Origin of the sequence: Pseudomonas sp. GM102 (assembly GCF_000282555.1) — a bacterium.
Classification (GTDB): domain Bacteria; phylum Pseudomonadota; class Gammaproteobacteria; order Pseudomonadales; family Pseudomonadaceae; genus Aquipseudomonas.
This window is the reverse complement of record NZ_AKJB01000067.1, coordinates 40,542-59,920: the sequence shown is the minus strand read 5'-3', so window position 1 is coordinate 59,920 and position 19,379 is coordinate 40,542. Positions and strand designations below refer to the sequence as shown.

The 19,379-nt window shown below is 60.1% G+C and carries 11 protein-coding genes; all 11 read left to right on the top strand.

Annotated elements, in window-relative coordinates:
• Positions 1-617 precede the first annotated feature (617 nt).
• The 11 genes from PMI18_RS11905 (at position 618) to PMI18_RS11955 (ending at position 19,281) form a co-directional block, all read left to right on the top strand.
• On the top strand, positions 618-2,075 hold the full coding sequence (locus tag PMI18_RS11905) for a serralysin family metalloprotease (protein WP_007902365.1): 1,458 nt from the start codon (positions 618-620) through the stop codon (positions 2,073-2,075).
• 96 nt (positions 2,076-2,171) lie between these two features.
• Entirely contained in the window at positions 2,172-2,594 is a 423-nt protein-coding gene (locus tag PMI18_RS11910; protein ID WP_033036580.1) for an AprI/Inh family metalloprotease inhibitor, read from the top strand.
• Between the two features lie 198 nt (positions 2,595-2,792).
• Positions 2,793-4,568, top strand: coding sequence for a type I secretion system permease/ATPase (locus tag PMI18_RS11915; protein WP_007902363.1), 1,776 nt, complete (start codon positions 2,793-2,795; stop codon positions 4,566-4,568).
• Positions 4,565-5,914: an HlyD family type I secretion periplasmic adaptor subunit gene (locus PMI18_RS11920; RefSeq protein ID WP_007902362.1), complete on the top strand. Its 1,350-nt coding sequence runs from the start codon at positions 4,565-4,567 to the stop codon at positions 5,912-5,914. Before PMI18_RS11915 ends, PMI18_RS11920 begins: the two co-directional genes overlap by 4 nt.
• Before the next feature lie 2 nt (positions 5,915-5,916).
• Positions 5,917-7,281, top strand: a complete 1,365-nt coding sequence (locus tag PMI18_RS11925; RefSeq protein WP_007902361.1) for a TolC family outer membrane protein — start codon at positions 5,917-5,919, stop codon at positions 7,279-7,281.
• A gap of 201 nt (positions 7,282-7,482) precedes the next feature.
• The gene (gene eprS / locus PMI18_RS11930) at positions 7,483-10,440 is read left to right on the top strand and encodes an autotransporter serine peptidase EprS (RefSeq protein ID WP_033036584.1); all 2,958 of its coding nucleotides are present in this window, start codon (positions 7,483-7,485) and stop codon (positions 10,438-10,440) included.
• A gap of 179 nt (positions 10,441-10,619) precedes the next feature.
• The gene (locus PMI18_RS11935; protein WP_007902359.1) at positions 10,620-13,667 is read left to right on the top strand and encodes an autotransporter serine protease; all 3,048 of its coding nucleotides are present in this window, start codon (positions 10,620-10,622) and stop codon (positions 13,665-13,667) included.
• Between the two features lie 23 nt (positions 13,668-13,690).
• Positions 13,691-15,391, top strand: a complete 1,701-nt coding sequence (locus PMI18_RS11940; RefSeq protein ID WP_007902358.1) for a polyurethane esterase — start codon at positions 13,691-13,693, stop codon at positions 15,389-15,391.
• A 97-nt stretch (positions 15,392-15,488) separates the two neighbouring features.
• Positions 15,489-17,342 (top strand): polyurethane esterase, encoded by a 1,854-nt coding sequence (locus PMI18_RS11945; protein WP_007902356.1) that lies wholly within the window; start codon positions 15,489-15,491, stop codon positions 17,340-17,342.
• Between the two features lie 282 nt (positions 17,343-17,624).
• On the top strand, positions 17,625-17,999 hold the full coding sequence (locus tag PMI18_RS11950) for a hypothetical protein (protein WP_007902354.1): 375 nt from the start codon (positions 17,625-17,627) through the stop codon (positions 17,997-17,999).
• A 76-nt stretch (positions 18,000-18,075) separates the two neighbouring features.
• Positions 18,076-19,281 (top strand): DUF1624 domain-containing protein, encoded by a 1,206-nt coding sequence (locus PMI18_RS11955; protein WP_007902351.1) that lies wholly within the window; start codon positions 18,076-18,078, stop codon positions 19,279-19,281.
• Positions 19,282-19,379 lie beyond the last annotated feature (98 nt).

Below are 19,379 nucleotides of genomic sequence, written 5' to 3'. Positions count from 1 at the left end.
CGCTTGAGTGCGTAGCACTCACAAAAATCGGCGATTGTTATCAGATTTTGGGGCCGCTACGCAGCCCAGCGCGAGCAAGCTCGCTCGCCACAAAGGTACGCACGATCCAAGAGCGCACCTAAATGAACAGCATTAGGTAGCTGAACGGTCATTTAAGGCTGGTTGCCCGGCAATTGCATCAGGCCCGGCTGCTACAACGTGTGCACCGCAAACCTGTAGCAGCTGCCGAAGGCTGCGTTCGGCTGCGCAGCAGTCGTGAAAATGGCCATCCAATAAAAATTGAAGTTGATAGCAATCCACTGGCTCTCACACTAAGAGGTCCAAAAAAACGAGAACTCATCTACAGAAAAACAACTTACTCATATTTAATATTTAAATAGCAAATTGTCGGACAATCCGGCTAAAACCTTCAACTACAAACTATATTTCGACAGCATACGCACTGTTTACTGGAGTTCGCCGGAACCACTCAATTTGACGTCAAAAAAAATGTAGACGTTTGATTTCGAATTGTGTCAGTTTTTATACGCCTTCATTGGGCGAGTGATAGGACGATCTCGCCAGAGATTGTCGTATCGGACAAAAACTGTTCCATTGCTAAACAAGGAAGTGTGTTTATGTCGAAAGTAAAAGACAACGCTATTGATCTTGCCGAACAGGCCTTTGCGCCATTGCAAGCGCTGGCTGCACCCAGTTCCGCCTACAACCAGATCGATAGTTTCAGCCATCAGTATGATCGGGGTGGCAATCTCACGGTCAATGGCAAACCCTCCTTCTCCGTCGACGAGGCTGCTACCCAGCTGCTGCGTGACGGCGCGGCCTACCAGGACAAGGACGGCAGCGGCAAAATCGAACTCACCTACACGTTCTTGACCTCGGCCTCGTCGAGCACCATGAACAAGCACGGCATCAGCGGGTTCAGTCAGTTCAGCGCGCAACAGAAAGCCCAGGCCGTGCTTGCCATGCAATCCTGGGCCGACGTGGCCAATGTCACCTTTACCGAAAAGTCTTTTGGCGGCGACGGTCACATGACCTTCGGTAACTACAGTAGTGGTCAGGATGGCGCCGCAGCATTCGCCTACTTGCCAGGCACCGGTGCAGGTTATGACGGTACTTCGTGGTATCTGACGGGCAGTGGCTATAACGTCAACAAGACGCCGGACCTGAACAACTACGGCCGTCAGACCCTGACCCACGAAATCGGTCACTCTCTGGGCCTGGCGCACCCTGGCGACTACAACGCTGGTGAAGGCGCGCCGACCTACAATGACGCGACTTACGGGGAAGACACCCGTGGCTACAGCGTCATGAGCTACTGGAGTGAAAGCAATACCGACCAGAACTTCAGCAAGGGCGGTGTGGAAGCCTATGCGTCCGGCCCGCTGATGGACGATATCGCCGCCATCCAGAAACTCTACGGTGCCAACACCACCACCCGTACCGGTGATACCACCTACGGCTTCAACTCCAACGCCGGTCGCGATTTCCTGAGCGCGTCTTCGTCGTCGGACAAAGTCGTGTTCTCGGTCTGGGATGCGGGCGGCAAGGACACCCTGGACTTCTCCGGTTTTACTCAAAACCAGAAAATCAACCTCAATGAGGCCTCGTTCTCCGACGTTGGCGGCATGGTGGGCAACGTGTCCATCGCCAAGGGGGTCACCGTCGAGAACGCGATTGGCGGTTCGGGCAGCGACCTGTTGATCGGTAACAGCGTGGCCAACGAACTGAAGGGCGGTGCCGGCAACGACATCCTCTTCGGTGCGGGCGGTTCGGACAAACTGTGGGGCGGTTCGGGTTCGGACACCTTTGTGTTCGCGGCCAGCAGCGACTCCAAGCCAGGTGCCGTCGACCAGATCCTCGACTTTGTCAGTGGTCTGGACAAGATCGACCTGACCGGCATTACCAAAGGCGCGGGCCTGCATTTCGTGAACGCATTCACCGGTGCGGCAGGCGATGCAGTGTTGACCACTTCGGGCGGTAACAGCCTGTTGTCGGTGGACTTCTCCGGGCACGGCGTGGCTGACTTCCTGGTCAGCACCGTTGGCCAGGCGGCATTCTCGGACATCGTGGCCTGATTCAAGGCAAAAGGAGGGCGGCGCTCGACGCGCCGCTCTCTGCCCCTTGAACGGCAGGCGCTATGAACAAGGCTTATAACCATGAGTAAAAGCCCTATGATCCACAACGCTTTTACCTGCAAAGCAACCGCGTGGCTGTTGGCGACGCTGATGATGTTTCTTGGAGATGTAGTCATGGCACGCAGTCTTAAATTAGCCGACCCGTTGGAACTCGCCGGGAAATGGCAGGCCACCTTGATCACCGCGCAAGACTCGCCCGAGTCCCAGGTGTTGCAAGACAAACCGTCGAATGTTTGCACGATCGAGTTCAATTTGAACCAGACCCTGGGTGAGGGGGCCGACTGCCTCGGTGCCTGGCTGAACCAGTCGGCGATTGGCTGGTTTCCGGAACCGGACGGCATTGCCGTGACCGATAAAGAGGGCTCGAAAATAGTGTTTTTCAGCCGACAGAAGGAGGGGTTTTATAAAAGCACCTTGAAGTCAGGTCTGATCATTACGCTCGAGCGCACTGCACATTAAGTAAATAATGCCTGACTGAATATAAAAATAGTTATTGCCGTTATAAGCAGCAGATCAATAGCCGGAACGCTCTGAAGAGCAAAAAGAGTTGTTATTGAAGTGTAAGCGACAACCGGAAAAAAATGTCCCGCCCCATGCGCGGACAGTTAATTGGAACCTCGCCAAGTAAGGCGAGGATTAATACCTCAGGAAAAACCAATGAAGATGGCGAAGAGCCCGGCCACCGCACCGTTATTCAAGGCGCTGGGCGACTATAAGAGCATCCTGATCAGCGTCGGGTGTTTTACCGCACTGATTAATGTGCTGATGTTGGTCCCGTCGATTTATATGCTTCAAGTCTATGACCGGGTACTGTCTTCGCAAAACGAAACCACCTTGGCGATGCTGTCGTTGATGGTGGTCGGGTTTTTCGCTTTCATCGGTCTGCTGGAAATCGTGCGCAGCTTTATCGTCATCCGTATCGGCAGCCAATTGGAGCGCCGTTTCAACCTGCGGGTGTATCAAGCCGCTTTCGAGCGCAACCTGTTCAAGGGCGAGGGCAACGCGGGGCAATCCTTGGGTGACCTGACCCATATTCGCCAATTCGTCACCGGTCCGGCGTTGTTTGCCTTCTTCGATGCGCCGTGGTTTCCGGTCTACTTGTTTGTGATCTTTCTGTTCAACGTCTGGCTCGGCGTATTGGCCACCGCAGGCGCGGTACTGCTGATCGGGCTGGCCTGCCTCAACGAGGCGATGACCAAAAAGCCCTTGGGCGAAGCCGCGGGGTTTTCCCAGAAGTCCAGCCAACTGGCCACCAGTCACCTGCATAACGCCGAAACCATTCAGGCCATGGGCATGCTCGGTGTCTTGCGCAAACGTTGGTTTGAGGTGCACTCGCGTTTTCTCGGCTTGCAGAATCAGGCCAGTGACACCGGCGCGGTCATCAGCTCCCTGAGCAAAACCCTGCGCCTGTGCCTGCAATCCCTGGTCCTGGGGTTGGGCGCCTTATTGGTGATTCAGGGTGACATGACCGCCGGGATGATGATTGCCGGTTCCATCCTGATGGGCCGGGTATTGAGCCCCATCGATCAGTTGATCGCCGTTTGGAAACAGTGGAGCGGCGCCAAACTCGCTTACCGCCGTCTCGATGCCTTGCTGCAAGCCTACCCACCGGTTGACGAAGCCATGGCGTTGCCGGCGCCGAAAGGTCAGATCACCTTCGAGCAAGTCAGCGCCGGCCCGCCGGGGCAACGGGCAGCGACCTTGCACATGGTCAATTTCAACCTGGGCGCCGGGGAGGTGCTGGGCGTGCTCGGGGCTTCCGGCTCGGGCAAATCGACCCTGGCCCGAGTGCTGGTCGGCGTCTGGCCGACGCTGGGCGGCACGGTGCGGCTTGATGGCGCGGACATTCATCGCTGGAACCGCGACGACCTCGGCCCTTACATCGGTTATCTGCCCCAGGACATCGAACTGTTCAGCGGCAGCATCGCCGAGAACATCGCTCGATTCCGTGCGGCGGATCCGCAAAAAGTCGTCGAAGCCGCGCAACAGGCCGGTGTTCATGAACTGATCCTGCGCATGCCGCAAGGCTACGACACCGTGCTGGGCGAGGACGGCAGCGGCTTGTCCGGTGGCCAGAAGCAACGTGTGGCCTTGGCTCGCGCGCTGTACGGCAATCCGAGCCTGGTGGTGCTGGATGAACCGAACTCCAACCTCGACACCGTTGGCGAAGCGGCATTGGCCGGCGCCATCGCGCACATGAAGGCCCGGGGCACCAGCGTGATTCTGGTCACCCATCGCTCTTCGGCCCTGGCCCAGGCCGACAAGTTGCTGGTGCTCAACGAAGGTCGCTTGCAGGCCTTCGGCCCAAGCCAGGAAGTGCTCAAGGCGCTGGCCGGCGCCCAGGAGCAGCAACGTGAAAAACCTGCGCAGGCACCGGGCGGGCTCAGCATGAGCCGGCAGTATCAGCCCACGACAAGGAATTCGGGTGTATGAGCAGCACACGCATGAACGACGACAGCGAAGCGACGATGGAACACGACTACATCGCCGAACGCCCTGAGCGCGACGCGCGTTTCTTCGCCCGCATGGGCTGGATTCTGGCGATTGTCGGCGCCGGCAGTTTCTTCACCTGGGCGAGCCTCGCGCCGCTCGATCAAGGCATTCCGGTGCAAGGGACCGTAGTGGTCTCGGGCAAGCGCAAAGCCGTGCAATCGATGAGCAGCGGCGTGGTCAGCCAGATTCTGGTGCGCGAAGGGCAGGTGGTGAAGCAAGGCCAGCCGCTGTTTCGCCTCGACCAGACCCAGGTCGCGGCCGACGTGCAATCGCTGCAAGCGCAGTACCGCATGGCGTGGGCCAGCCTGGCACGCTGGCAGAGTGAGCGGGACAACCTCAAGCAGGTGAATTTCCCCGCCGAACTGAGCAACGATCCTGACCCGCGTCTGGCCTTGGTACTTGAAGGCCAACGGCAATTGTTCAGCAGCCGTCGCGAAGCGTTTTCCCGTGAGCAAGCCGCCCTGCGCGCGAACATCGAAGGCGCCAGCGCGCAGCTGGCCGGCATGCGTCGTGCGCGCACCGACCTGACGGCCCAGGCCAGTTCCCTGCAACAACAGCTGAGCAATCTTCAGCCCTTGGCGGACAACGGCTACATCCCGCGCAACCGCTTGATGGATTACCAGCGTCAGTTGTCGCAAGTGCAACAACAGTTGGCAGAAAACACCGGCGAAAGCGGTCGGGTGGAGCAGGGCATCCTGGAATCCCGGCTGAAACTGCAACAGCACAGCGAGGAATACCAGAAGGAAGTCCGCAGCCAACTGGCCGACGCGCAACTCAAAAGCGTGACCCTGGAAGAGCAATTGACCTCTGCCGGCTTCGACCTGCAACACAGCGAAATCATCGCTACTGCCGACGGCATCGCCGTCAACCTTGGGGTTCATACCGAAGGCGCGGTGGTGCGTCAGGGCGACACGCTGCTGGAGATCGTCCCGCAAGGCACACGCCTGGAAGTGGAAGGGCACCTGCCGATTAACCTGATCGACAAGGTCGGCACGCACTTGCCGGTGGACATTCTGTTCACCGCGTTCAACCAGAGCCGTACCCCGCGAGTTCCCGGCGAAGTCAGCCTGATCTCCGCCGACCAGATGGTCGATGAGAAAACCGGTGTGCCGTACTACGTGCTGCGCAGCAGCGTCAGTGACCAGGCCATGGAAAAACTCAACGGTCTGGTGATCAAACCCGGCATGCCAGCAGAAATGTTCGTGCGTACCGGTGAACGTTCACTCCTCAACTATTTGTTCAAACCGCTGCTCGACCGGGCAGGCTCCGCGTTGACCGAGGAATAAGGATGTTCGGCTGTATGAATAAGCTTTCCCTGCTCGCAGCGACCCTGGCGTTGCTGACGTGCAACAGTGCGATGGCCATGGGGCCCTTCGACATCTATGAGCAAGCGTTACGCAATGATCCGGTGTTCCTCGGCGCCATCAAGGAGCGCGATGCAGGCCTTGAAAACCGTGCCATCGGCCGCGCCGGGCTACTGCCGAGGCTGGGTTACAACTACAACAAGGGGCGTAACACCTCCAAGGTCACTCAAATTAATGAGGGGAGACCAGACTTCACCGAGGACCGCAACTACAGCAGCTACGGCTCGACTTTGACCCTGCAACAGCCTCTGCTCGACTACGAGGCCTACGCGGCGTATCGCAAAGGCGTGGCGCAATCGCTGTTCGCTGACGAAAACTTTCGTGGCAAGAGCCAGGAGCTGCTGGTTCGCGTGCTGGAGAATTACACCCAGGCGCTGTTCGCTCAGGACCAGATCGACATTGCACGGGCCAAGAAAAAAGCCTTCGAGCAGCAGTTTCAGCAGAACGAACAAATGTTCCGCCAAGGCGAAGGCACGCGCACCGATATCCTCGAAGCCGAGTCACGTTATGAACTGGCCACCGCCGAGGAAATCGAGGCGCGTGACGAACAGGATGCGGCCCTGCGCGAACTGGGCGCACTGATTGGCGTGCCAGCCATCGACATTGGCGACCTGACGCCGCTGGATCAAAACTTCCAGACCTTCACCCTGCAACCGGCCAATTACGACACCTGGCACGAGATGGCGGTGGCCAACAACCCGAACCTGGCCTCCCAGCGCCAGGCGGTGGAAGTAGCGCGCTACGAAGTCGAACGCAACCGCGCCGGCCACCTGCCAAAAGTCAGCGCCTATGCCTCGGTGCGCCAGAACGAATCGGAAAGCGGCAACACCTACAACCAGCGCTACGACACCAACACCATCGGCTTTGAAGTCAACGTGCCGCTGTATGCCGGTGGCGGGGTTTCGGCCTCGACCCGGCAGGCCAGCCGCACCATGGAACAGGCCGAATACGAACTGGATGGCAAGACCCGGGAAACCTTGATCCAGCTGCGCCGGCAGTTCAGCGCCTGTCTGTCGGGGGTCAGTAAATTGCGGGCTTATCAGAAAGCGCTGACGTCGGCCGAAGCGCTGGTGATCTCGACCAAACAAAGCATTTTGGGCGGCGAACGGGTCAACCTCGATGCGCTGAACGCCGAACAACAACTGTTTACCACCCGCCGGGACCTGGCCCAGGCGCGCTACGACTATTTGATGGCCTGGACCAAATTGCATTACTACGCCGGCACCTTGAGCGAGCAGGACCTGGCGAAGGTGGATGAGGCCTTCGGCCAGGGCCCGAAAGCTCAGTAGCGCATAGAAAACATTGTGGCGAGGGAGCTTGCTCCCGCTGGACTGCGAAGCAGGCCCAATGACGGTTGCTGCGCAACCGAACGGGAGCAAGCTCCCTCGCCACAGAAACACAGAAACACAGAAACACAGAAACACAGAAACGCCGCCCCAGGACTGGCGACTACAACTCTAAAAACGCCAAAAAAGCGAGATGTCATGCACATGGACGTACAGATCAAGCCGATGTCGGTCGGCACGCTATTGCTCGTGATTTCATCCGTGCCGGGCTCGGCCCAGGCGCTTTATCTGGAAACCGGTACCCTCGGCGACCCCGCCAGTTGGCGCTCGGCAGAGTTTCAGCGTGATTGGGGACTGGCGCGCATGCAGGCCGATCAAGCCTATGCCGCCGGCATAACCGGCAAGGGCGTGAAAATCGGCGCACTGGATTCCGGGTTCGATTCCAGCCATCCCGAATTTGCCGCAGACCGTTATCACGCGGTGACAGCCAGCGGCAGCTATGTCGACGGCTCAGCATTTAACGTCGACGGCACGCTCAACCCCAACAACGATTCCCACGGTACCCACGTCACCGGCACCATGGGCGCATCCCGGGATGGCAGCGGCATGCACGGCGTGGCGTACAACGCGCAAATCTACGTCGGCAACACCAACAAGAACGACAGTTTCCTGTTCGGCCCCAACCCCGACCCGCGCTACTTCACCGCGGTCTATAACGCCCTGGCGGATGCCGGCGTACGCGCGATCAACAACAGCTGGGGCAGTCAACCGCCGGACGTCAGCTACCGAACCCTCGACGACCTGCACGCCGCTTACGCCCAGCACTGGAACAAAGGCACCTGGCTCGATGCCGCCGCCGACGTTTCGCGGCGCGGCGTGATCAACGTGTTCAGCGCCGGCAACAGTGGTTACCCGAATGCCAGCGTGCGTTCGGCCTTGCCGTATTTTCAGCCGGACCTGGAAGGCCACTGGCTGGCCGTGTCGGGGCTGGATCAAAGCAATCAGCAGAAATACAACCAGTGCGGGATCGCCAAGTATTGGTGCATCACCACCCCAGGCGCGAAGATCGACAGCACCATTCCCGGTGGCGGTTACGCGATCAAATCCGGCACCTCCATGGCCGCACCACATGCCACCGGGGCACTGGCGCTGGTGATGGAACGCTATCCGTACATGAACAATCAGCAGGCGCTGGAAGTATTGCTGACCACCGCGACCCAGCTCGACGGCTCAATCACCGAGGCACCGAGTACGCGCATCGGTTGGGGTGTGGCCAACCTCGAACGAGCGATGCACGGGCCGGGGCAATTGCTCGGGTCGTTCGACGCCAATTTGGGGGCAGGGCAAAGCGATGTCTGGAGCAACGGCATTACCGACAAGGCGTTGATTCAGCGTCAGGCCGAAGACACCGCCGAACGCAGCGCCTGGCAACAAACGTTGAAGGACAAGGGCTGGGAGAACGGTATCGCGGCCGGCACCAGTCAGCAGGATCAAACCGATTACGCGGTGGGCATGGCTCGTGATTCCGCCGCCGCCAACCGAGTCTACGAAGGCAGCCTGATCAAGTCCGGTGCAGGGCGGTTGATGCTCACGGGCGACAACACGTATCGCGGCTCGACCACGGTTAACGGCGGCTTACTGGCGGTGAACGGCTCGCTGACGTCGGCGGTGACCGTCAATGACAGCGGCACCCTCGGCGGTAACGGACGGATCGCTGCCTTGACCGCCCATTCCGGCGGTACCGTGGCGCCCGGTAATTCCATCGGTACGTTACAAGTCAGCGGCGATGTGACGTTTGCGCCGGGTTCGACTTATGCCGTCGAACTGTCACCCACCAGCAGTGACCAGATTATTGCCGGCGGAACGGCCACGATCAGCGGTGCGACCGTGAGCCTGTCCCTGGAAAACAGCCCGACCTTGCTCAGCACCCAACAAGTGCAAAGCCTGCTGGGCCATCAGTACAACATTCTGCAAGCGGCGGGCGGCATTCAAGGCCAGTTCGGCGCGGTGTTGCCCAACTATCTGTTCATTGGCGGCAGCCTTGATTACGCCGCGACCGGTATTCAGCTGAGTATTGAGCGCAACGCCACGACCTTCGCCAGCGTCGGGCAAACGCCGAATCAGCGTTCCGTCGCGGCCGCAGTGGAAGGGCTTGGCGCGGGTAACGCCGTCTACGAAAGCCTGCTGCTGTCGCCGACCGCGAGTTCGGCGCAACAAGCCTTCCAGCAGTTGTCGGGGGAAATCTATCCGGCGCTGGGCTCGGTGTTGATCAATGACAGCCGTTATCTACGCGATGCGATCGGTGAGCGTCTCAACGAAGCCAACAGTTCCCGAAACAACGGCTGGATCAAGGCATTGGGCGCCTGGGGCAAGACCGATGACAGCCATGACACCGCCGGCTACACCACGTCGATTGGCGGTTTGTTGGCCGGTGTCGATGGCGCAGTGGATGACGAAACCCGTGTCGGCCTGGTCGCCGGTTATAGCGACAGCTCGGTCAGCATGGGCTCCGGAACTCATTCATCAGCACAAGTCGATAGCTATCACCTGGGCGCCTATGCCGGCCACGAAATGGGCGCTTGGCGCCTGAGTGCCGGGGGTGCCTACAGCTGGCATCGGGCCGACGTCAAACGTGACCTGCAATACGGCGACGTCAGCGCCAAACAGAAAGCCAAAGTCGACGCCGGAACCACCCAGGTGTTCGGCGAAGCGGCTTATCGCCTGAACCTGCAAGCACTGGCCTTGGAGCCATTCGCCAACCTGGCTTACGTGCACCTCGACACCGAGGGCTTCACCGAGAAAGGTGACGCGGCGGCGCTCAAAAGCCGTGGCGACCGGCGTGACGCGGTGCTCAGCACCCTGGGCGTACGCGCACTGAAAACAGTAACGCTGTCCGGCCAGCAACAACTGGATCTGAGCGGCAGCCTCGGTTGGCAGCACAACCTGAGCCACACCGATTCCGAGGAACACCTGGCGTTTGCCAGCGGTGGCACTCCGTTTGTGGTGGAAAGCTCGCCGCTGGTTCGCGATGCGGCGCTGGTGGGCGCCCATGCCAGCCTGGCCTTGAGCCGGGATGTTCGGTTGAACCTCGATTACACCGGCCAACTGGCCAGCCGCGAGAAAAGCCACGGCGTCGGGCTGAGTCTCAATTGGCAGTTCTAACACGGTAAAGGCTGTAGCACCGCAACCCCTGTAGGAGCGAGGCTTGCCCGCGAAAGGGCCGTGACATTCAGCATTGACGTTGACTGACACACCGCCTTCTCGGGCAAGCCTCGCTCCTACAAGTTGCGCGCCCCCCTGGCCACAAGGATTTTGGCAACACAACTAAGGACGGTAGTTCGATGAATAACAAGTACAACAACCTTGCCTTGCTCTGCGCATTGGCCACCCTGGGCACCGCACACGCGGCGCCCTACGTGGAAAACGGCAGGACAGGCGATCCCGATAGCTGGCGCAGCACGGAGTTCAACGCCGATTGGGGGTTGGGGGCGATCAACGCTCAGGAGGCCTATGCCGCCGGTTACACCGGCAAAGGCGTGAAACTGGGGATTTTCGATCAACCGGTTTACGCCTTGCACCCGGAGTTTTCCGGGGCCAATAAGGTGATAACCCTGGTCACCAGTGGTATCCGCGAATACACCGACCCGTACATTCCGGTCAAAGCCGGGGATGCCTTTCTGTATGACGGTTCGCCCTCGGTGGGCTCCAACGGCAAACTCGGCGCCCACGGCACTCACGTTGGCGGGATCGCCGCGGGCAGTCGCGATGGCGGTCCGATGCACGGCGTCGCTTTTGGTGCGCAGATCATCAGCGCCGACAACGGCGACCCGGGTCCGGAAGACGGCATCATTCGCGGCAACGACGGCGCGGTGTACAAGGCCGGTTGGGATGCCCTGATCGCCAGCGGCGCGCGGATCATCAACAACAGCTGGGGCATCGGCATCACTGATCGCTTCGACCTGGGTGGTCGGGACCCGGCGTACCCGCACTTCACCGTGCAGGACGCGCAACTGCAGTTCAACGAGATCCAGACCTTGCTCGGGACCAAACCCGGCGGTGCCTACGACGGCGCCATCGCGGCAGCCCGCAGCGGCATCGTGACGATCTTCGCTGCCGGCAACGACTACAACCTCAACAACCCGGACGCCATCGCTGGCCTCGGTTACTTCGTACCCGAGATCGCGCCGAACTGGATGACTGTCGCGGCATTGCAGAAGAACCCGGACACCAGCAGCCCCGAGCTCTACAACATCAGCACCTTCTCGTCGCGTTGCGGCTACACCGCGAGTTTCTGCGTGTCGGCACCGGGCAGCCGCATCTACAGTTCGATTATCAGCGGCACCAATGCCAATGACCTGACCACCGGCTACGCCAATTACAACGGCACCTCCATGGCGGCGCCGCACGTAGCAGGCTCGGTGGCGGTATTGATGGAACGCTTCCCGTACATGACCGGCGCGCAAGTCGCCAGCGTACTGCGCACCACCGCCACCGACCTCGGCGCACCCGGCGTCGACTCACTGTACGGCTGGGGCATGATCAACCTGCGCAAAGGCATCGATGGCCCGGCGATGTTCGTCACCGAGCAGGACATTCCCGAGGAGTTCCGCATCGACGGCGCCTACGGCTCCAGCCAGTTTGTCGCGGACTTGCCGGGTATCGGCGCGATCATCGACGCCGGCAAACCCACCGAGCGTGTGTGCAATGACGTGCATTGCGGGCTCGACGTTTGGCGCAACGACATTTCCGGCCATGGCGGCCTGACCAAGCAGGGCATCGGCACACTGGTGCTGACCGGCGCCAATACCTACGCCGGCCCGACCCTGGTCAATCAGGGCCGATTGGCCATCAACGGTTCGCTGCTGTCGGCCGTCACCGTCAATGACAGCGGGATCCTCGGCGGTAACGGCAGCATCGCGGCGCTGACCGCGAAAAGCGGCGGTACCGTGGCCCCCGGCAATTCCATCGGCACCTTGCAGGTGGCGGGCGACGTGACTTTCGAGCCCGGCTCGACCTACGCCGTAGAATTGTCGCCCACCAGCAGCGACCAGATCATCGCCAGCGGCAAGGCGATCATCGAGGGCGCAACGGTCAGCCTGTCTCTGGAAAACAGCCCGACATTGCTGACCACCAGCGAAGCGAAATCCCTGCTCGGCAATCAGTACAACATCCTGCAAGCGGCCGGCGGAATCGAAGGGCGCTTCGGTGCGGTGGTGCCGGACTACCTGTTCCTCGGCGGCACCCTCGACTACTCGGCTAGCGGCATTCAACTGGCTGTGGAGCGCAACGCGACATCCTTCACCAGCGCCGGGCGGACTCCAAACCAACGCGCCGTGGCCGCTGCCGCCGAGCAACTGGGCGCAGGCAATCCACTCTACGAAACCCTGCTGCTGTCGCCGACCGCCGCTGTCGCGCAACAAGCGTTCCAGCAACTTTCCGGTGAGATTCATCCGGCAATCGGCACGCTGCTGATCAACGACAGCCGCTATCTGCGCGATGCAGTCGGCGAGCGTCTGCGTGAGCACGATTTGTTCGACGCCGGGGCTCCCACCGATGACCGCAGCAACGCCTGGCTCAAAGTGCTCGGCGCCTGGGGCAAGAGCGATGGCGGGCATGACAACGCCAGTTCCAACAGCTCCATCGGCGGGCTGCTGGCCGGTGTCGATGGCTTGATCACTGAAGATACCCGACTGGGTTTCGTCACCGGTTATAGCGACAGTTCATTGAGCATGGGCGATGGCACGCACTCGTCGGCCTCGGTCGACAGCTACCACTTGGGTGCGTACCTGGGCCATGAAATCGACGCGTTGCGCCTGAGCGTAGGTGGCGCTTACAGCTGGCATCGCATCGACGTCAAACGTGACCTGCAATTTAACGGTGTCAGCGGCAAGCAGAAATCCAAACGCGATGCGACCTCCGCGCAACTGTTCACCGAAGCGGCGTATCGCCTGGACCTGCAACCGATCGCTCTGGAGCCATTCGTCAATCTGGCCTACGTGCACTTGAACACTGAAAGCTTCAGCGAAAAAGGTGACGCCGCCGCACTCAAGGGCGGGGAAAACAACCGCGACGTGGTGCTTTCGACCCTTGGCTTGCGGGCGAGCAAAGCCATTGCGTTGTCCGACCAGCAACAGCTGGAACTGTCCGGCACGCTCGGCTGGCAGCACAACCTGAGCAACACCCGTTCCGAAGACCACTTGGCCTTCGTCAACGGCAACACCGCGTTCAGCGTGCAAAGCGTGTCCATGGACCGTGATGCCTTGGTGGTCGGTGCCCGTGCCGGATTGGCGCTGGGCCGCGATACCCGTTTGAACCTGGATTACAACGGGCTGCTCGGCTCCCGGGAAAAAGACCATGGTGTGGGCCTGACCCTGGACTGGCAGTTCTGATTTGACGCTAAGGAAGCAAGAAGATGGGACTGTTTGATTACAAAAATGCCGGCAGTGAGGCCGGTAAAGCGCTGTACTCCGACGCGATCGCGCTGACGCTCTACGCGTACACGCCCACCGGTCAGCCATTGCCGGCGACCGCTTGGGCGCCGATTGGCGCCATAGCGTTGGGCTATCAGGGCAACGTCGGGGCTCAAGGCACCTTCTATGGCGAGAAGGACGGCTTCACCAGCGCCGAAGCCGAAGTGCTCGGTAAATACGACGGGGCAGGGAAGCTGATCGGCATCGGAATCGCTTTCCGTGGCACCGGCGGCCTGGGGTACAGCGACACCTTCGGCGACATGAAAAACAATTTGCTGGCCGCGGTCGGCCCGGTGGATTACGCGACGAACTACGCGAAAAACGCCTTCGATACTTTGCTGAAAAGCGTTGCCGCGTTCGCCATCGCCCATGGCTTGAGTGCCAAGGACGTGCTGGTCAGCGGGCATAGCCTCGGCGGGTTGGGAGTCAACAGTCTCGCGGAGTTGAGCGGCAATAACTGGGGCGGTTTTTTCAAGGACGCCAACTACATCGCCTTCGCCTCGCCGACCCAAAGCGCCACCGGCAACAACGTGCTGAACATCGGCTACGAGAATGACCCGGTGTTTAGAGTGCTCGACGGCACCACGTTCAGCAGTGGCTCGCTGGGCAAGCACGACGGTCATCAGGAGTCGGCGACCAACAACATCGTCAACTTCAATGACCAGTACGCTTCCACCGCGCAGAACCTGGTGCCGTTCAGCATCCTCAATCCGCTGAACTGGTCGGCCCACGGTTCGTTGGGCTATGCCGACGGTTTGAACCGGGTGATCGACTCGCGCTTCTACGACCTCACCGACAAGGACTCGACGCTGATCGTATCCAACCTGTCGGAGTCGTCCCGAGGCAGCACCTGGGTCGAAGACCTGGGCCGCAGCGGCGAGCCGCACACCGGCAGCACCTTCATCATTGGCACCGACAGCAATGACTGGCTCAAGGGCGGCGCGGGCAATGACTTCATCGAAGGCCGTGACGGGAACGACCGGTTCCGCGATGACGGTGGCTACAACCTGCTGCTGGGTGGCAAGGGCAGCAACACCTTCGAGCTGCAAAAACCGCTGCAGAACTTCAGCTTTGCCAATGACGGCGACGGCACGTTGTATGTGCGCGATGCCTACGGCGGCATCAGCATGACCCGCGACATCGGCGCGCTGGTGAGCAAGGAATCGGGTTCGTGGTGGGGCAGCAAGGAGGTGACCTACAACGTCACCGCCAACGGTTTGCTCAACGGCACGGAACTGACCCACTACAACCACTCGCTCAATGGCGATGCCTACGGCAACACGCTGGTGGCCAGCGTCGACGGTGACTGGCTGTTCGGCAACGCGGGCGACGACCTGCTGCGCAGCGACAAAAGCCACGTGACCTTCGTCGGTGGCGCGGGCAATGACGTGATGCAGGCCTCGGGGGGCGGCAACAACACCTTCCTGTTCAGCGGGGCCTTCGGCATCGACGCGATCAATGGGTATCAGGGCAGCGACAAACTGGTGTTCATGGGCGTCCAGGGCGCGGGGCAGGGTTATGACTACACCCAGCACGCGACCCAGGCCGGCAACGACACTGTGCTCAAGATTGGCGATTACGCCGTAACGCTGGTGGGCGTAGGTCTGGATAATCTCTCGGCTTCGGGAATTACGTTTGCGTAAAAGCTGCATGCACTAAAGGCTCCGGGGCGCCTCGTGATTGAGGCGTCCTGGCTGTGAGCTATCTCTGACAATTCCAACAAAGAGAGAGGCAATACCAATGGGTGTGTATGACTACAAAAACTTCGGCACAGCAGACTCCAAGGCGTTGTTCAGCGACGCCATGGCGATCACGCTGTATTCCTATCACAACCTCGACAACGGTTTCGCCACCGGTTACCAGCAAAACGGCTTCGGACTGGGCTTGCCGGCAACGCTGGTTACCGCACTGATTGGCGGCACCGATTCCCAGGGCGTCATTCCCGGCATTCCCTGGAACCCCGATTCGGAAAAGGCCGCACTCGATGCTGTGCAAAAAGCCGGCTGGACGCCGATCACCGCCGCGCAATTGGGCTATGACGGCAAGACCGACGCTCGCGGAACCTTCTTCGGCGAGAAGGCCGGTTACACTAGCGCCCAAGTGGAGATCCTCGGCAAGTACGACGCCCAGGGTCATCTCACCGAAATCGGCATCGCTTTTCGCGGCACCAGTGGCCCGCGGGAAATCCAGATCGGCGACTCCATCGGTGATGTGATCAACGACCTGATGGCAGCGCTAGGGCCAAAGGATTATGCGAAAAACTACGTAGGTGAAGCCTTCGGCAATCTGCTCAGTGACGTTGCAGCGTTTGCCCAGGCCAATGGGCTGTCGGGCAAGGACGTACTGGTCAGCGGCCACAGCCTCGGCGGGTTGGCGGTCAATAGCCTGGCGGACTTGAGCAGCGATAAGTGGTCCGGTTTTTACCAGGATTCCAACTACATCGCCTACGCCTCGCCGACCCAAAGCAGCAGCGACAAAGTGCTGAACATCGGTTATGAAAACGACCCGGTGTTCCGCGCCCTCGATGGCTCCTCGTTCAACCTGGCCTCGGTAGGCGTGCACGATGCCGCCAAGGATTCGACGACCGATAACATCGTCAGCTTCAACGACCACTACGCCTCGACGGCGTGGAACGTGCTGCCGTATTCGATCCTCAATATTCCCACCTGGATTTCACACTTGCCCACCGGTTACGGCGACGGCATGACTCGCGTGCTGGAGTCGCAGTTCTACGACCTGACCAGCAAGGATTCGACCATCATCGTCGCCAACCTCTCGGACCCGGCGCGCAGCAACACTTGGGTCCAGGACTTGAACCGCAACGCCGAAACCCATAAAGGCAGCACCTTTATCATCGGCAGCGACGGCAATGACCTGATCCAGGGCGGCAAGGGCAACGACTATCTGGAAGGCCGCGACGGTAACGACACCTTCAGGGATGGCGGTGGCTACAACATCCTGTTGGGCGGCAAGGGCAGCAATGTGCTGGACCTGCAGCAGTCGGTGAAGAACTTCACCTTTGCCAATGACGGTGCCGGCAACCTGTACGTGCGCGACGCCAATGGCGGCATCAGCATCACTCGCGACATTGGCAGCATCGTCACCAAGGAGCCGGGTTTTCTCTGGGGGGTGTTCAAGGATGACGTGACCCACAGCGTCACCGCCAATGGCCTTGCGGACGGCAGCAACCTGACCCAGTACGCTTCAAGTGTGAAGGGCACGACCGGGGCCGATACGCTCAAGGCACACGCAACGGGCGACTGGCTGTTTGGCCTGGACGGCAACGACCATTTGATCGGCGGCATCGGCAACGATGTGTTTGTCGGCGGGGCGGGTAATGACCTGATGGAGTCGGGCGGCGGGGTCGATACGTTCCTGTTCAGCGGCGCGTTTGGCCAGGATCGGGTGGTGGGCTATCAAGCCAACGACAAACTGGTGTTCCTCGGGGTTCAGGGCGTTGCGCCAAACGACGACTTCCGCGCCCATGCCACGGCGGTGGGGCAGGATACGCTGCTCACATTTGGCAGTGATTCGGTGACCCTGGTGGGTGTCGGGCTGGACAGTTTGTCCGGTAGTGGGATTGTGATCGCCTGAGGGTAGCGGGGCGCCTGTCAGGGCCCTATCGCGGGCAAGCCCGCTCCCACAGTGGTTGGTGATGTTCACAAAATCTGTGTCCGCATCAAATCCCTGTGGGTGCGGGCTTGCCCGCGATGAACGATAACGCGGTAAACCTGCCTGTCTACGTGACCCACCGGTCACTCTCGAACTCCAATACCTGCACCAACAGGAATCTGGCACTAAACCATCAGCCCATATGCGCGTTATACTATAACGCAGGTGCTGCATGCCGCCATTGAGTACAGGAGATTTTGCAACGTGAGTAACAGCAAGAGGTACACCTTCGGGCTGGCGCTGGCCTTTATATCGGCAACAGCCGCCGCAGAACTGCCTCAAAGCTCGATTCTGACCCGTTACGGGGTCACCTCCGATCAACTGCCAGAACCGGCCGCGATCGAAACCGCCAAACCCACCACGCCCGTCGAAGAAAAAAGCCGCTTTCAGATCCAGCCTGAACAGCCCTGGGTGACAGTTCGCCTGGGCGACGGCAAACCACCGGAGCAGACCGGCAATATCAGCATCGATCGTTCGATGCAGCAGGAACGGGAGCGTTGCCAGCGGATGCAGGAACGACTGATACGGCAAGGAGGGCAGTCCTTCTCCTGCGATAACAGTATTTCTGGAACTCACTGAGCGCAGCGCAGTTGCCAGGCTGAAAAAACAGGGCTGAGCCAGCGGTAATCCACTGACCACGACATGAGTGACTGATATGACCCTATCTACAGGTGTGGCAGGGCAGGCGGGAAGTGTTTCCCCTGCGCTTGCTGCCAGCGCTGCAAAAACCAATACCCGGATGCTGGCCATCGATGCCTTGCGCGGCTTCGTCATGCTTTTGATGCTCATCGACCACGTGCGGGAAACCTTTCTGCTGCACCGCCAGGTCACCGATCCGATCGATGCGCTGAGTGTCACGCCGGACTTGTACTTCACCCGCATGCTCAGCGAGATCTGCGCCCCGGTGTTCATCTTCCTCACCGGTTTGTCGGCCTGGCTCTACAGCCAGAAACACACGGCCAGCGAGACGTCGGTGTTCCTGCTCAAGCGCGGGTTGTTCCTGGTGTTTCTGGAGCTCACGTTCGTGTGCTTCGCCTGGAACGCTGAGTTCCCGCCCAAGACGTTGTGGTTGCAAGTGATCTGGTGCATCGGCATCTGCATGATCGTGCTCGCCGGGTTGCTGCACTTCAAGCGCGGTTGGCTGATCGTGCTCGGGGTGGCGATTGTCGCCGGGCACAACCTGCTCGATGGCGTGACCGTGGGGCCGGAGTCGCCGTTCTTTGTGCCGTGGTCAATCCTGCATCAGCGGGTGTTCATCGACATCACCGAGTTCACCCGGGCTCGCACGACGTATCCGGTGTTGCCGTGGATCGGGGTGATTCTGCTGGGCTGGGCCATCGGGCCATGGTTTGGCAAGGACATGGAACCGGCGGAACGGATTTCGCGGTTGCTGAAAGTCGGCTGCGGCCTGCTGGTGGCCTTCGTGTTCATCCGTTACCTGAACGTTTACGGCGAAAAGCCGTGGGTGCAAACCGGTGACTCGCTGCGCACCTTCATGAGCTTCATGAGCGCGAAGAAGTACCCGCCGTCGCTGATGTTCCTGATGCCGACCCTCGGCCTGGGGCTGATCCTTCTGGCGTTGTTCGAGAAGGCCCAGGATCGTTGGTCCACGGCGACCCTGGCGATCTACGGCGGTGCGCCGATGTTCTTCTACTTGCTGCACCTGTACGTGCTCAAGGCCATGTACCTGGTGGCCGTCGCCATCTGGGGCGCCAATCAGGGCACCTATTACGGCTTCGATGACCTGCCTATGGTCTGGCTATGGAGCGTGATCCTCGGGGTGTTGCTGTTCTTCCCGACGCGCTGGTTCGCCAACCTCAAACAGCGCCGTCGCGACATCGCGATTCTCAAATATCTCTGATCAAAGACCGAGAAGTTTGAGCGATGAAAATCCTGTAGGAGCGAGGCTTGCCCGCGAAGAACGATGACGCGTAATACCTGAAAAACCGCGGTGCATTC